The organism is Campylobacter sp. 2014D-0259 (assembly GCF_008000505.1).
GTDB classification, from domain to species: domain Bacteria; phylum Campylobacterota; class Campylobacteria; order Campylobacterales; family Campylobacteraceae; genus Campylobacter_D; species Campylobacter_D jejuni.
On the sequence record NZ_VOAQ01000007.1, the window covers coordinates 115745 to 128732 of the forward strand.

Genomic DNA, 12988 nt, shown 5'->3' on the forward strand with positions numbered 1-12988 from the left:
TTTTTAATGCTTTTAAGGTTAAAATGAAACAAAAAATATATAAGGAAAGAAAATGTGTAAAGATTGCGGCTGCTCTATAAATTCAAGCCATACGCATGGTCATCATCACGATCACCATCATGAAAATCCAAGCTTAAAAGAGGGTAAAACCATAGAAGTGATTTCTAAAATTTTAAGCAAAAATGATGAAGAAGCTAAGCATAATAGAGCGCATTTTAATGAAGCTAACACGCTTTGTATCAATTTAATGAGTTCTCCAGGTAGTGGAAAAACCACGCTTTTAGAAAGCACGATTAAGGCTTTGAAAAATGAACTTAAAATTGCTGTGATTGAAGGGGATTTAGAAACCAATAATGACGCTCTAAGGGTAAAAAATGCCGGAGCTTTGGCGTATCAAATCACTACAGGGCAAAGCTGTCATTTGGATGCTTTTATGGTGCATGAGGCTTTGCATCATTTAGCCATTGATGATGTGGATTTGCTTTTTATAGAAAATGTTGGAAATTTGGTTTGTCCTGCAAGTTATGATTTAGGAGAGCATTTAAATGTGGTTTTGCTTTCGGTAACTGAAGGAAGTGATAAACCGCAAAAATACCCTGTGATGTTTAAAAAGGCTGATATAGTTTTAATCACAAAGGTAGATTTGGCTCATCATTTTGATTTTGATCTTAAAGAGGCAACTAAGTTGATTAAAGAATTAAATCCTAGAGCAGATATTATCACTCTTGATGCAAAAAATGGCACTAATATGGAGCTTTGGTATAAGGTGCTTAAACTTAAAAAGGAGCTTTTTTAATGTGTTTATCTATACCTTCTGAAATTTTAGAAATCGATGAGTTAAATAATGCTTTAGTACAAACTTTAGGTGTGAAAAGAAAAGTTAATTTGGATTTGATTGATGAGCCTTTAAAACAAGGCGATTATGTCTTAATCCATGTAGGCGTTGCTATGGAAAAAATCGACAAAGAAGCTGCACTAGAAAGCATTAAAACCTATCAAGAAATAGTAGAAAAAATGAATAGTGGAGAGATAAAAAGTGATGAAGGAGATTTGGGTTTAAATGAATTTCATCGATGAATTTAGAGATAAAGAAAGCATTTTAGCTTTAAAAAAACTCATAGAACAAGAACTTAAAAATCCTATCAATATCATGGAAATTTGCGGTGGGCATACGCATAGTATCATGAAATATGCCCTACCTTCTATTTTGCCAAAGGAAATTAACTTTATCCATGGGCCAGGATGTCCTGTTTGTGTTATGCCAAGAGTTCGCATTGATACAGCTATCAAGTTAGCCTCCATGAAAGATACGATTTTTTGTACTTTAGGAGATCTTTTAAGGGTGCCTGGAAGTGAAATTTCTCTGCTTGATTTAAGAGCTAAAGGGGCTGATGTTAGAGCGCTTTATTCTCCGCTTGAGGTTTTAGAAATCGCTAAGCAAAATTTAAACAAAAATATCATCTTTTTTGCTATAGGTTTTGAAACTACTACGCCTATGAGTGCTTTGCTTCTTCAAAAGGTTATAGAAGAGAAAATAAATAATGTCTTTTTTCATATCAATCATATCACAGTTCCAGCACCTGTGGAAGCGATCATGAATGATGAAAATGTAAAAATCAATGCTTTTTTAGGCCCTTCCCATGTGAGTGTGATAACAGGTTATGGTATTTATGAGCCTTTGGCAGCAAAGTTTAAAACCCCTATAGCGGTGAGTGGTTTTGAACCAGTTGATATTTTAGAAAGTGTGTTAAATATCATAAAACAAAGCAATGAAGGCACTTTTAAAGTGTATAATCAATACAAAAGAGCCGTAAGCAAAGAAGGTAATGTTAAAGCACAAAATTTAGTAAAAAAATACTTTAGGGTGTGTGATTTTGAATTTCGTGGCTTAGGACTTATTAAAGATGGAGGCTTGGAGTTAAAAGAAGAATTTAGCGCTTACGATGCGAGTAAAAAATTTGATTGTACGGTGCAAAGTAAAAATGAAAGCAAAGCCTGTATTTGTGGGCAAATTTTAAGAGGTTTGGCCAAGCCTTATGATTGTAAAGTTTTTGGTAAGGCTTGTACGCCAAGAAGTCCTATAGGAAGTTGTATGGTTTCTGGCGAGGGTGCTTGTGCGGCGTATTATAAATACTCAAAGGTGAATGTATGAAAAATATTTCCTTAGCCCACGGAGGTGGCGGAGAAGAGATGAACGAGCTTTTAACTAAGCTTTTTAAGATCTTTGATAATGAAATTTTAAATGCAAATAATGATGCAGCGATTTTAGGAAATTTGGCTTTAAGCACGGATTCTTTTGTTTTAAGTCCGATTTTTTTAGATGAAGAGGTCAATATAGGCAAACTTTGTGTTTGTGGTTCTATTAACGATGTTTTGATGGTAGGCGCTAAGCCAAAATATCTAAGTTTAGGGCTTATCTTAGAAGAAGGTTTTGAGCTAGAAAAACTAGAACGCATTTTAAAAAGCATTAAAGAAGAATGTGAAAAATGCGGAGTTATGTTAGTTTGTGGCGATACTAAAGTTGTTCCTAAGGGCAAAGCAGATGAAATTTATATCAACACTACGGCCTTAGGTGAAATTATTTCTAAAAAAGAAAGTAAAAATATCAAAGCAGGGCTTAGCATACTTCTTTCAGGTGATATAGGAAGGCATGGAGCTAGTGTTTTAATCAAAAGAAATGAGTTAGAAGCTGATGTTAAAAGTGATTGTAAGGCTTTGGATAAAGAGGTTTTAGAGCTTTTAGAAAAAGATATAAAGGTTGTAGCAATGAGAGATGCTACTCGTGGGGGGCTTAGTGCGGTTTTAAATGAGTGGGCAAAGCAAAGCGGAAATGATCTTTTGATCTTTGAAGAAAAAATCATCGTTCAAGATGAGGTTTTAGGACTTTGCGAGCTTTTTGGTTATGAAGCTTATGAGCTTGCAAATGAAGGCACTTTCATACTTTGCGTGGAAAAAGAAGATGAGTTAAAAGCCTTAGAAATTCTAAAAAAATACAATGTAAATGCGAGTATTATAGGAGAAGTTTTAGAAGAGAAAAAAGCACGTGTGATCTTACAAAACGCTTATGGGGCAAAACGCTTTTTAGAAAGTCCTAAAGGCGAACTTTTACCAAGAATTTGCTAATGCACGAATTAAGTATAGTAGAATCTTTAATCGAACTTTGTGAAGAAAATGCCTTAAACAATAAGGCTTACAATGTGCAAGAAATTTATGTAAAAATCGGGCGTTTGAGTGGTATAGAAGTGGATCTTTTTAAGCGTTGTTTTGAAACTTTTAAAGAAAACTCAAATATTTGTAAAAATGCTAAACTTTTTATAGAACTTGCTCCACTTGAAATTTTATGCTTAAAATGTGATCAAGTAAGCATTTTAGAAGAAAATGTTTTTAAGTGTCCTAAATGTCAAAGTATAGAATATAAAATCACACAAGGTGAGGACTTACACCTTATGCGACTTGTGATGGAGTGAAAGTAAAATCAATAAATGATTTTACTTTCTGCTTTCAAATGCTTTGATAATATCTGCTTTATATTGATAAATATCTTCTAATTTTTCTATATTATAACTTGCTCCATCCGGAAAACTAATAGATTTTTTGCTTGTATTAAAATATAATCTACATATCCACTTAGTAACTTTGCCTTGATATAAAATACTAAAATAGCTTAAAGTATCTTTGTAACTTACATCTTCAAGATTGGCACTGACACTAGCAAGAATTGATTTTACTATATAGAAACCTTGTAATTCTTCTTCTGTTGTGACAATATCTTTACTTTCATCAATTTGCTCATCATTTTCATCATCGTTTATGTTTTGAAGATTGTTTTTAATACTTGTGATTTTTTCATAAGCTAAATCATTAATAATTTCTTTAAAAGATTTTTTAATGTAATTTTTGAATTCTTCTAAAACAGCACTAGTCATTCTTTTTTCTGTCATTTGTTTAGCAAAAAAACTTGTAAATTCATCGCTTGGATTTTCTATTTCGCTTTTAAAAATTTCTTGTATACTTCGGTAATATTTTTTCTCCATAGCAATGCTTAGAATTTCATCTAAGTTTAAGTCAGTGCAAATAAAACGTTTTAGATCTTTAATATCTCTAGGTTTAAGTTTTTCAAGATTAACAACTAAAAATGGTATTTTATCCATAAGATTTTGTTGTTCAATATCTGTAAAAAATCTATATTCAATACCATTGGTAAGAATGGCAAATTTAATACTAGGATTAGTGTTAAAATATCTTACAAGCTGATTGTTATGATTATCTAAATTTTCAGTATGATTTTTAGCTTCAATTAAAATAAAAGGTTTTGAATCTTTGAAAATAGCATAATCCACTTTTTCGCCTTTTTTAGTTCCTATATCTGCTGTATATTCTGGCACAACAATACTAGGATTAAAAACATCATAACCCAATGTTTTTAAAAAGGGCATTATAAAAGTCATTTTTGTAGCTTCTTCAGTATTGACAAGTGTTTTGCGTTCAGCTATTGTTTCAACGATAGCATTTAATTGATTTTCAAAATCTATTTTCATTCCTTTTGTTTTTATTAAAAGTATTATAGCAACATTTTTTAGTTTTATAATAAAAAAAGTGATTTTAATTTTTATAATTTTACTATTTAGCTTTTCAAAATCCTTGCAAGTTTAAGCAAATTTGAAATCAAAAATTCTTTTTTTACGAGCTTAGAATTGGTTTTAAGCTCGTATTCGCTTTTAAGCAAAAGAGTGAAAATTTCTTTATATTGTTCGATTTTTAAACTAAAGGCTTGAGAGCTTAAATTTTGTCCCACTTGAGGAGGTGGAGTATAGCCTAAAAGATCTTTAAAGTCAATTTTACCATTGACTTTAGCATAAAGTGCGATTTTAAACAAACGATAAAAAGAATTATACAAAGAGTTGGTTAAAGCAATTTCATTAAAATTATCTAAAATTTTTTCAAGTTCGCTTTTAAAGTCTTGTTTTTTTAAAATTTTCTCAAAAAAGCTTTCAAAACTTCCTGTATTCAAACTATAGCAGTATTGTTCTATGGTTTTTTCATCTACTCTTAAACCACTAAATTTATTAAGCTCACTCGCAGCAAGATATAAGTTTTCATCAAAACTTGTAAAAAGAGTAAATAAAGCATTTTGAGTGATTTCAACCCCTAGTTGTTTTGCTTTTATGCTTAAAAGTTCCACGCCTTCTTTAGCTCCGTTAGCTTTGAAAAATCTTACAAAATGAGGAGAGAAAATTTTTTCTATATCGCTTTGTTTAGAACTTTCATCATAAAGCTCTAAAAGAAAGAAATTGTCCGCATTGTTTTTACAAAGATCTACTAAAACTTTAAGATCTTTTGTTGGAATTTTTTTAGAAGTTTTGATTTCTAGTAATTTTTTTTCGCTAAAAAGCGATCCTGCGCTTAAAAAATCACTCGCACGAGTGAAGTTGTATTCTTCAAAAAAAAGTTTCAAAGTTTCATCGGGCTTATATTTTTCTTTTATAAATTCAGCATAAAGTTCGCTTTGAAAATTATCTGCTCCATAAAGAAAGAAAAAATTAGGTATTGAATCTTTAGAAAGTAAGATTTGAAGCTCTTTTCTATACATTTTCTTCCTTTATGAGTCTTTGGGTGATTTTAGCATAAATTTTTGCCATAACTATATCCGCTTCCATGATTTGCACTTCAACACTTTCTAGCAAATTTACACGCGTATCATAAAGGATTATATCCGCTCCTTTGATTTCATCATCTAGTTTAGCTATGCAAACTCCATCATTTTGCACAACTAAAGCTTTAAATTTTTTGCCTATATTTTTAGCCGCCCATCTAGCAAATTTTCTATCCATAAAATCAAAAGCAACCTTATCCGCCTCTCTTTCAAGTGTACTAAGATTCTCGCAAGTGCTTTCTATGTTTAAAAGTAGATAATTAAAAAGTTTTTCATCGTTTTTTTGTTTGGCTTTTAAAAGTCTGTGTAAAATAAGATCAGAATACCTTCTTATAGGGCTTGTAAAATGTGAGTATTTATCAAAACCTAAGCCAAAATGTCCCGCATTTACACTAGAATATTCCGCTTTTTTTTGTGCTTTGATGATGAGTTTATCTACTTCTGCTCTTAAATTTAACTCATCGGCTAAAGCTTGTATGTCGCGTATGAGTTCAGGAAGATTGGGTTTAAAATTTACATCGATGCCTAGTTCGCGTAATTCATTTAAAAGCTTATCGATTTTTCTTGCATCAGCACTTAAGTGATTCCTAAAAACACCTATATCTATGAGTTTTGCCGCGGCTTTATTGGCTAAAAGCATACAATCTTCGATTAAATTATGCGAAGGCGTGTCTTTTTCAAAAACTGTGCTTTTTAGACTTAAATTTTCATCTAAATTCATTCTTAATTCTTCAGTGCGAAATTCAAAGGCATTTTTAAGACGCATTTTGCGTAATTTTTTTGTGATTTCAAAAAGCTCATAAAGCCATGAAAGCTCTTTTAAATCAGGTTTTTGTATCAAAATTTCATCAACTTCATCGTAATTAAAACGGCGTTTTGAGTTGATAATACCTTCAAAAAGTTCTTCTTTTATGACCTTATTTTCATGATCGAGTGCGATTTTAAAACAATACGCTAAGCGATCTAAATGAGGTTTTAAAGAACAGATATTTTCACTTAAAGGACGCGGTAGCATAGGTATAGCAATATGTGGAAAATAAATAGAAAATCCACGATTTCTTGCTTCTTTATCTATAGCACTATAAGCATAAACATATTCGCTAACATCAGCAATAGCTACATAAATTTCTCGTTTTTGGATGTCAAAATAAATCGCATCATCAAAATCTTTTGCATGTATAGGATCTATGGTGCAAAAAGGCAAGGCTCTTAAATCCATGCGATTTTCATACATACTCGCATCAACGCTATCACCATTTGCTAGAGCTTCTTTGATACAAGCGTCGCTAAATTCGTTATTTTTATTAAAAAGAGCTAAGGAGATTTTTTCATCTACGCTTTCATCATCGATATGTCCTAAAACTTCTATGATATTGTTATTTTCATTTTCTATTTTTAAAATTGTCCCTAAAGGTAGTGCTTTTAAGGATTTTTGAGAAGCTTTTAAGGTGGTACTTAATCCTGTTTTGATATTCATTCCAAGCACGGCTTCGCCATACCTTTTGGTGATCACTAAAGAGGTTTCATTGGCTCTTTTTAGAACCAAAATCACCTTTGCACTGGGGCGTTTTTTCTTTAAAGGTAGAAGTTTTACTGCAACTATATCTTTATAGTTTGCGCCTTTTAGGTTTTTGTTTTCTATCAAAAGATCTTTTTTGAAACTTTCATCAAAGCATTGTAAAAAACCTGTGCCTTTACTCGAAATATCAAGTACTCCAAAGGCAAAACCATTGTTAAGATAGTATTTGTTTTTATGTTCTTTAATGATATGATTGGTTAAAAGTTCTCTTAAAATTTGTTTAAATTCATTGTTTACTTCGTGAGAGCTAATGCCATAACTAAGACTGTTTAAAAATTCTTTCACTTTTGATACTTTATGATTTTTTGTAAAATTCTTACATAAAGTTTATAAAAAAAATATGAATTTTATACTTTAATTGCTATAATAATACCTTTAATTTTTGAATTTTTAAGGAGTGAATATGGCTATTACAGTATATTATGATAAAGATTGTGATTTAAATTTAATCAAATCAAAAAAAGTAGCAATTATAGGCTTTGGCTCTCAAGGGCACGCTCATGCGATGAATTTAAGAGATAATGGCGTAAATGTAACTATCGGACTTCGTGAAGGTAGTGTAAGTGCTGTTAAAGCAAAAAATGCTGGTTTTGAAGTAATGAGTGTAAGCGAGGCTTCTAAGACAGCAGATGTGGTTATGATTTTAGCTCCTGATGAAATTCAAGCAGATATTTTCAATATCGAAATAAAACCAAATTTAAGTGAAGGCAAGGCTATAGCTTTTGCGCACGGTTTTAATATCCACTATGGTCAAATTGTTGCTCCAAAAGGTATAGATGTTATCATGATAGCACCTAAAGCACCAGGACACACAGTAAGAAATGAATTTACTTTAGGAGGTGGAACTCCTTGTTTAATAGCCATCCATCAAGATGAAAGTAAAAATGCTAAAAATTTAGCCTTAAGTTATGCAAGTGCGATTGGGGGCGGACGCACAGGTATTATAGAAACAACCTTTAAAGCCGAAACAGAAACAGATCTTTTTGGTGAACAAGCCGTGCTTTGTGGTGGGCTTAGTGCTTTGATTCAAGCAGGTTTTGAGACTTTGGTTGAAGCAGGTTATGAACCTGAAATGGCTTATTTTGAGTGTTTGCATGAAATGAAACTCATTGTGGATTTGATTTATCAAGGTGGTATTGCAGATATGCGTTATTCTATCTCAAATACTGCAGAATACGGCGATTATATTACAGGGCCAAAGATTATTACTGAAGAGACTAAAAAAGCGATGAAAGGTGTTTTAAAAGATATACAAAATGGTGTTTTTGCAAAAGATTTTATCTTAGAACGCCGTGCAGGTTTTGCTAGAATGCATGCAGAACGCAAAAATATGAATGATTCTTTGATAGAAAAAACAGGGCGCAATTTGCGTGCGATGATGCCTTGGATCAGTGCTAAAAAATTAGTAGATAAAGATAAGAACTAAACATTGTCAAAGAAAAAATTAGTTCAAATTCAGCGTTATTTAATCATAGCTATACTTTTTTTACTTTGTATAGCTTTAGCTTTGGGAATTTTAGTAAAATATCAAAATTCCCAAGATGTTTCTTCTGTTAAGCCGGATTATTTTATTGATAAACAAGAAGATTTAATTTCATCAAATAAAGATCATTATGAAATTGGTATTTTTCAAGAGAATGAGTTTGATAATAATAAATTTGTAAGTATTTTAGAGCAAAAAATTCAAGAAATCGATGATTTAAATACAAGTTTAAATGAGCAAAATTTAAGCAGTGTGGAGCAGAATTTAAGTTTAGAGCAAAATCAGAGTTTGGAACAAAATTTTATTCCAAAAGATACAAATTTAACCCAAGATCAAAATTTAACTTTTAATGAAGATATTCATTTAAATAAAATTTCTAAAAAACCAAAACTTGCTATTATTATCGATGATATGGCAAATGCAAGTCAGGTTAGAGGTTTAAAAGCTTTAAATTTAAAGTTAAATCCTTCTTTTTTTCCGCCAGATAAAAACCATAGCGAAACGCCAAAACTTGCTTTAAAATTTGATTTTTATATGGTGCATTTACCTTTAGCAGCGATTAATTACAATAAACCTGAGCTTGATACTTTAAATCCAAATGATAGCAAAGAAAGAATTTTTAAAAAAATCAAGCAAATTAAAAAAGATTTTAAGGATTTAAGATACATCAATAATCACACGGGAAGTTTATTTACAAGCAATGAAGAAGCTATGAGAAAGCTTTATGAGGTTTTAAAAAATCAAAATATATTTTTTGTAGATTCTAAAACTATAGGAAATTCTAAAGCAAATAAAATAGCCAAAGAGTTAAATGTTCCTTATATACAAAGAGATGTGTTTTTGGATAATGAAGATGATGTTAATTATGTTAAAAAACAAATTCAAAATGCAGTAAAACTTGCACAAAAAAAAGGTTTTGTTATAGCCATAGGACATCCTAGGAAAAATACTTTTAAAGCTTTAGAGCAAAGTAAAGATTTGTTAAAAAGCGTTGATCTTGTGTATTTGAGTGAAATTTATGGCAAGTGAAATTTTGCCTGATGAATTTTTAGAACTTTTTAAAGATTTAAAAAAGCCTCCTAAAAAATTACACTATAAAGGAAATTTATCTTTATTAAAACAAGATAAAATTGCTATTATAGGTTCAAGGCGTATGAGTGTTTATACGAAAAATTGTGTTTTTTCCTTAGCGAGTATGCTTAAAAATGCTCATCTTTGTGTGGTAAGTGGCGGTGCTTTGGGTGTGGATATCACCGCAAGTATGGCGGCTATGCCAAATACTATAGGTATTTTTGCTAATGGTTTGGATCAAATTTATCCAAGAACTAATGAAAAAATCATTAAACAAATTTATGAAAATGCTTTGGCTTTAAGCGAATACGAAGATGATTATTTGCCAAAAAATTATGACTTTTTACTAAGAAATCGTTTGGTTATTGCTTTAAGTAAGGCCGTTGTAGTTGCACAAGCAGATATAAAAAGTGGTTCTATGCAAAGTGCAAAACTTGCTTTAGAACTCAATAAACCTTTATATGTTTTACCGCAAAGACTAGGAGAAAGTACAGGGACTAATTTGCTTTTAAAGGAAAATAAAGCAAAATTGATTTGTGATTTCAAAGAATTTGTAAGTGAGTTTGCAAGTATAGATATAAATCAAGATGAGTTTTTAGAGTTTTGTAAAAAAGGTGTGAGTGTTGATGAGGCTTTAAAAATTTATGGACAAAAAGTTTATGAATATGAACTTGAGGGAAAAATTTCCATAGAAGGGCTTTTTATAAGGGTTTTAGCATGAGAGCTTTGGCTTTAGATGTAGGTTTAAAACGCATAGGTGTAGCGCTTTGCATAGATAAAAAGATCGCTTTGCCTTTAGATGCAGTTTTAAGAAAAAATCGCAATCAAGCCGCTAATGAAATTAAAAATTTACTTAAAATACATGAGATTTCTTTACTCATTGTTGGCATTCCTAAGGGTGGATCAAGTGAAGAAGAAATGACAAGACGCATTAAGCATTTTGTTTCTTTGCTTGAATTTGATAAAGAAATTTGCTTTGTAGATGAAAGCGGAACAAGCAAAGAAGCTTTAGGATACGGCGTAGCCAATACACGCAAAAAAGATGGTAAATTAGACTCTTTATCCGCTTTTATCATGATAAAGGATTATTTTGCTCTCTAGAATAGAAAAACTTTATACCAAAGATGAAATGCAAAATATTTTATCTTCTTTTACTCAAGAAAAAAATGTTTGTGTATTTGCAAATACTTTAAAAATTAGCATTGAAGAATTAGAAAAAGAATTTTTAAAACAAAAATTAAAATTTAAAAAGATCAATGCTTATTGTTATTTGTTTGATGCCAAAGATAAGGCTATCTTAAGTTCTATGAAAGCTTTTAATGAGGCGCACTTTTATATACAAAATTATTCTTCTTATTTGTGTGCTTTAAATTTAGAAGTCAAAGCAGGGCAAAGGGTTCTTGATATGTGTGCAGCTCCGGGTGGTAAAAGTATCAATCTTGCAAATTTTATGCAAAATACAGGTTATTTAGCTTGCAATGAGATGAGTAGGGATAGATTTTTTATTTTGCAAAAAAATCTTAAAAATTACGGCGTGAATGCTAAAGTTTTTATGAAAGATGGTAAAAATATAGGCAATTTATGTCCTTTAAAATTTGATAAAATCTTACTTGATGCACCTTGTTCGACTTTTGCTAAAATAGGTTTTGATTTGGAAAAAAGTTATAAAGAAATCAAAAATATTGCAAAAACTCAAAAAAAACTTCTACATTCTGCTTTAAAGGCATTAAAAATAGGTGGAGAGCTTGTATATAGTACTTGCACCTTTACCAAAGAAGAAAATGAAGAAGTGATAGAGAATGCTTTAAAAAGTGAGTTTAAATTAGAGCTTTTAGATATTGATTTGGAAAATGTTGAGGCTAAAGCAGGGCAAAGTGAAGAATTTGCTGAAATTTCAAAATGCAGACGGATTTTACCAAGCTTAGACTATGATGGATTTTTCATAGCTAAACTTAGGAAATTATGTTAATTGATAAAATTATTCACATTTAAATACAAATTCATAAAAAAACTTAAAAAACAATAAATAATTTTTTCTTTATTTTAAAGCTTAAAGTTCTATTTTTAAGTACTTTGAAAAGAAAATCACAGCGTGAAAAGGCTGTGAATAAAGTTGAATTTTTTTTAACCTTAAAAAGATGAAATTAGCCTGATTGTATTTTTTGCAGTTTTGGAGCTATTACAGCTTGACAATATCCTTGATTGGGATTATTTATAAAATAATGTTGATGATAGTTTTCAGCTTTGTAGTAAGTTTGCAATCTTGAAATTTTAGTAACTATTTTTTTGCTAAATATTTTTTGCTGTTCTTCGATGAAATTTTGAGCTAAAATTTTATCTTCTTCATTTTCGTAAAAGATTATTGAGCGATATTGTATACCAATATCTCCACCTTGTTTATCTATACTTGTTGGATCATGAATTTTAAAAAAGAGTGTTAAGATTTCAAGAAGAGAGATTTGTTTTTCATCGTAATTTATTTTGACAACTTCTATGTTACCATCACCATTACACACGCTTTCATAGCTAGGATTTGGATTTCCTCCGCTATATCCAACTTCAGTATCGATTACACCTTTTAGGCGTTCAAATACGGCTTCAACACACCAAAAACAACCACCACCTAAAACGATATTTTTCATTGCGAGTTTTCCTTGAGTTTAGCCCTTTGAAGGGCTAAGATTATTTGTAGTTTTTGATTGCTTTTTCTAAAATTTCAATTGCAGCTTTTTCATCTTTAAAATCTTGTACTTTAACCCATTTGTTTGGCTCTAAAATTTTATAAGTTTCAAAGAAATTTTTGATTTTATTTAAAGTTGCTTGTGGTAAATCCGTGTAAGTTTTTATATTGTCATATCTTGCATCTATTTTTGAATTTGGAACTGCAAGAAGTTTTTCATCCATTCCGCTTTCATCTTCCATGATTAAAACACCAATTAAGCGACAAGGAATCACGGCTCCAGCTTGGATAGGATATTCATTAAGCACTAAAATATCCACAGGATCACCATCATCAGCCAAAGTATTGGCAATAAAACCATAGTTTGCTGGGTAAAACATCGCACTAGCCATAACGCGATCTACCATGATAGCACCACTATCTTTATCGATTTCGTATTTGATGCTTGAGCCGTATGGAATTTCGATTACGGCATTGATTTTATTTGGAATATCTCCGATTTTGATTTTGCTTAAATCCATT

The 12988-nt window shown here is 30.8% G+C and carries 15 protein-coding genes; 10 read left to right on the forward strand and 5 right to left on the reverse strand.

What is annotated here, in order from left to right:
* The first annotated feature begins 52 nt into the window (after positions 1-52).
* From hypB to hypA, 5 genes are read left to right on the forward strand one after another with little or no spacing between them, the layout of a single operon-like run.
* Positions 53-796: a hydrogenase nickel incorporation protein HypB gene (gene hypB, locus SR63_RS01440; RefSeq protein ID WP_002876679.1), complete on the forward strand. Its 744-nt coding sequence runs from the start codon at positions 53-55 to the stop codon at positions 794-796.
* Entirely contained in the window at positions 796-1077 is a 282-nt protein-coding gene (locus SR63_RS01445) for a HypC/HybG/HupF family hydrogenase formation chaperone (protein ID WP_002776342.1), read from the forward strand. The genes hypB and SR63_RS01445 overlap by 1 nt, the downstream gene beginning before the upstream one ends.
* Positions 1061-2152 carry a hydrogenase formation protein HypD gene (hypD, locus tag SR63_RS01450; protein ID WP_002785902.1) on the forward strand — a complete coding sequence of 364 codons (1092 nt, stop codon included), beginning with the start codon at positions 1061-1063 and terminating at the stop codon, positions 2150-2152. Before SR63_RS01445 ends, hypD begins: the two co-directional genes overlap by 17 nt.
* Positions 2149-3123 carry a hydrogenase expression/formation protein HypE gene (hypE, locus tag SR63_RS01455; protein ID WP_002787379.1) on the forward strand — a complete coding sequence of 325 codons (975 nt, stop codon included), beginning with the start codon at positions 2149-2151 and terminating at the stop codon, positions 3121-3123. Before hypD ends, hypE begins: the two co-directional genes overlap by 4 nt.
* Positions 3123-3467, forward strand: a complete 345-nt coding sequence (gene hypA / locus SR63_RS01460; RefSeq protein WP_002876687.1) for a hydrogenase maturation nickel metallochaperone HypA — start codon at positions 3123-3125, stop codon at positions 3465-3467. The genes hypE and hypA overlap by 1 nt, the downstream gene beginning before the upstream one ends.
* Positions 3468-3488: 21 nt before the next feature.
* On the opposite strand, the gene SR63_RS01465 is transcribed toward hypA, so the two are convergent.
* From SR63_RS01465 to SR63_RS01475, 3 genes are all read right to left on the reverse strand, one after another.
* Complete coding sequence (locus SR63_RS01465; RefSeq protein WP_002799865.1) at positions 3489-4532, reverse strand: type I restriction endonuclease; 1044 nt, start codon at positions 4530-4532, stop codon at positions 3489-3491.
* Between the two features lie 92 nt (positions 4533-4624).
* Positions 4625-5590, reverse strand: coding sequence for a DNA polymerase III subunit delta (gene holA, locus SR63_RS01470; protein WP_002919844.1), 966 nt, complete (start codon positions 5588-5590; stop codon positions 4625-4627).
* On the reverse strand, positions 5583-7517 hold the full coding sequence (locus SR63_RS01475) for an RNB domain-containing ribonuclease (RefSeq protein ID WP_147498334.1): 1935 nt from the start codon (positions 7515-7517) through the stop codon (positions 5583-5585). Before SR63_RS01475 ends, holA begins: the two co-directional genes overlap by 8 nt.
* A gap of 118 nt (positions 7518-7635) precedes the next feature.
* On the opposite strand from SR63_RS01475, the gene ilvC reads away from it, so the two are divergent.
* Genes ilvC through SR63_RS01500 form a run of 5 tightly spaced genes read left to right on the forward strand, consistent with a single transcriptional unit; the run spans position 7636 to position 11755 of the window.
* A complete protein-coding gene (ilvC, locus tag SR63_RS01480; RefSeq protein ID WP_002866493.1) occupies positions 7636-8658 on the forward strand; it encodes a ketol-acid reductoisomerase in 1023 nt (340 codons plus the stop codon).
* 3 nt (positions 8659-8661) lie between these two features.
* Positions 8662-9744 (forward strand): divergent polysaccharide deacetylase family protein, encoded by a 1083-nt coding sequence (locus tag SR63_RS01485; protein WP_002876692.1) that lies wholly within the window; start codon positions 8662-8664, stop codon positions 9742-9744.
* Positions 9734-10507 (forward strand): DNA-processing protein DprA, encoded by a 774-nt coding sequence (locus SR63_RS01490; protein WP_002866495.1) that lies wholly within the window; start codon positions 9734-9736, stop codon positions 10505-10507. Before SR63_RS01485 ends, SR63_RS01490 begins: the two co-directional genes overlap by 11 nt.
* Entirely contained in the window at positions 10504-10887 is a 384-nt protein-coding gene (gene ruvX / locus SR63_RS01495; RefSeq protein ID WP_002852281.1) for a Holliday junction resolvase RuvX, read from the forward strand. Before SR63_RS01490 ends, ruvX begins: the two co-directional genes overlap by 4 nt.
* Before the next feature lie 28 nt (positions 10888-10915).
* Positions 10916-11755 (forward strand): RsmB/NOP family class I SAM-dependent RNA methyltransferase, encoded by an 840-nt coding sequence (locus SR63_RS01500; protein ID WP_002866496.1) that lies wholly within the window; start codon positions 10916-10918, stop codon positions 11753-11755.
* Between the two features lie 175 nt (positions 11756-11930).
* Here SR63_RS01500 and msrA read toward each other — a convergent pair whose 3' ends face one another.
* Together msrA and ppa are read right to left on the reverse strand one after the other, a co-directional pair.
* Positions 11931-12428: a peptide-methionine (S)-S-oxide reductase MsrA gene (gene msrA / locus SR63_RS01505; RefSeq protein ID WP_002866497.1), complete on the reverse strand. Its 498-nt coding sequence runs from the start codon at positions 12426-12428 to the stop codon at positions 11931-11933.
* Between the two features lie 40 nt (positions 12429-12468).
* Positions 12469-12987, reverse strand: coding sequence for an inorganic diphosphatase (gene ppa, locus SR63_RS01510; protein WP_002855031.1), 519 nt, complete (start codon positions 12985-12987; stop codon positions 12469-12471).
* Position 12988: the final 1 nt, after the last annotated feature.

Coding starts and splice junctions, on each gene's coding strand:
- hypB (WP_002876679.1), top strand. CDS start 53: ATGTGTAAAGATTGCGGCTGCTCTATAAATTCAAGCCATACGCATGGT.
- SR63_RS01445 (WP_002776342.1), top strand. CDS start 796: ATGTGTTTATCTATACCTTCTGAAATTTTAGAAATCGATGAGTTAAAT.
- hypD (WP_002785902.1), top strand. CDS start 1,061: ATGAATTTCATCGATGAATTTAGAGATAAAGAAAGCATTTTAGCTTTA.
- hypE (WP_002787379.1), top strand. CDS start 2,149: ATGAAAAATATTTCCTTAGCCCACGGAGGTGGCGGAGAAGAGATGAAC.
- hypA (WP_002876687.1), top strand. CDS start 3,123: ATGCACGAATTAAGTATAGTAGAATCTTTAATCGAACTTTGTGAAGAA.
- holA (WP_002919844.1), bottom strand. CDS start 5,590: ATGTATAGAAAAGAGCTTCAAATCTTACTTTCTAAAGATTCAATACCT.
- ilvC (WP_002866493.1), top strand. CDS start 7,636: ATGGCTATTACAGTATATTATGATAAAGATTGTGATTTAAATTTAATC.
- SR63_RS01490 (WP_002866495.1), top strand. CDS start 9,734: ATGGCAAGTGAAATTTTGCCTGATGAATTTTTAGAACTTTTTAAAGAT.
- ruvX (WP_002852281.1), top strand. CDS start 10,504: ATGAGAGCTTTGGCTTTAGATGTAGGTTTAAAACGCATAGGTGTAGCG.
- SR63_RS01500 (WP_002866496.1), top strand. CDS start 10,916: ATGCAAAATATTTTATCTTCTTTTACTCAAGAAAAAAATGTTTGTGTA.
- msrA (WP_002866497.1), bottom strand. CDS start 12,428: ATGAAAAATATCGTTTTAGGTGGTGGTTGTTTTTGGTGTGTTGAAGCC.
- ppa (WP_002855031.1), bottom strand. CDS start 12,987: ATGGATTTAAGCAAAATCAAAATCGGAGATATTCCAAATAAAATCAAT.